The sequence below is a fragment of the Corynebacterium sp. HMSC074E01 genome (genome assembly GCF_001808885.1).
Classification (GTDB): domain Bacteria; phylum Actinomycetota; class Actinomycetes; order Mycobacteriales; family Mycobacteriaceae; genus Corynebacterium.
In genome coordinates, this window is sequence record NZ_KV794812.1 from 1 (window position 1) to 239 (window position 239).

A 239-nucleotide genomic window follows, 5' to 3' on the forward strand; every position below is an offset into this window, starting at 1 on the left:
GAAGAGGAACCGTTAGAGGAACCTGCACCCGGCGCACAAGCATCAGCGATAAGGCCAATAGCCAGAGCACCAGCAGCAATCAGAGCCACAGCGCCAGCAGCCTGCTGGTGGTCAACACCGAAACGCTTCAGCTGCGCATCGATACCAGCCATCTTGCCAGCCAGCGGACCATTGAACACACCAGCCTGCTTCTGCAGCTGAGTATTCAGATCCCGAATCTGCTTGTTAATCGGAGCAAC

1 protein-coding gene is annotated in these 239 nt (G+C 56.5%); it reads right to left on the minus strand.

All coding sequences use genetic code 11. The annotated features are described in order from the left end of the window. Window positions 1–239, minus strand: a 239-nt coding sequence (locus HMPREF2537_RS12720) for a hypothetical protein (protein WP_168162392.1), incomplete at both ends; no start/stop codon positions are given.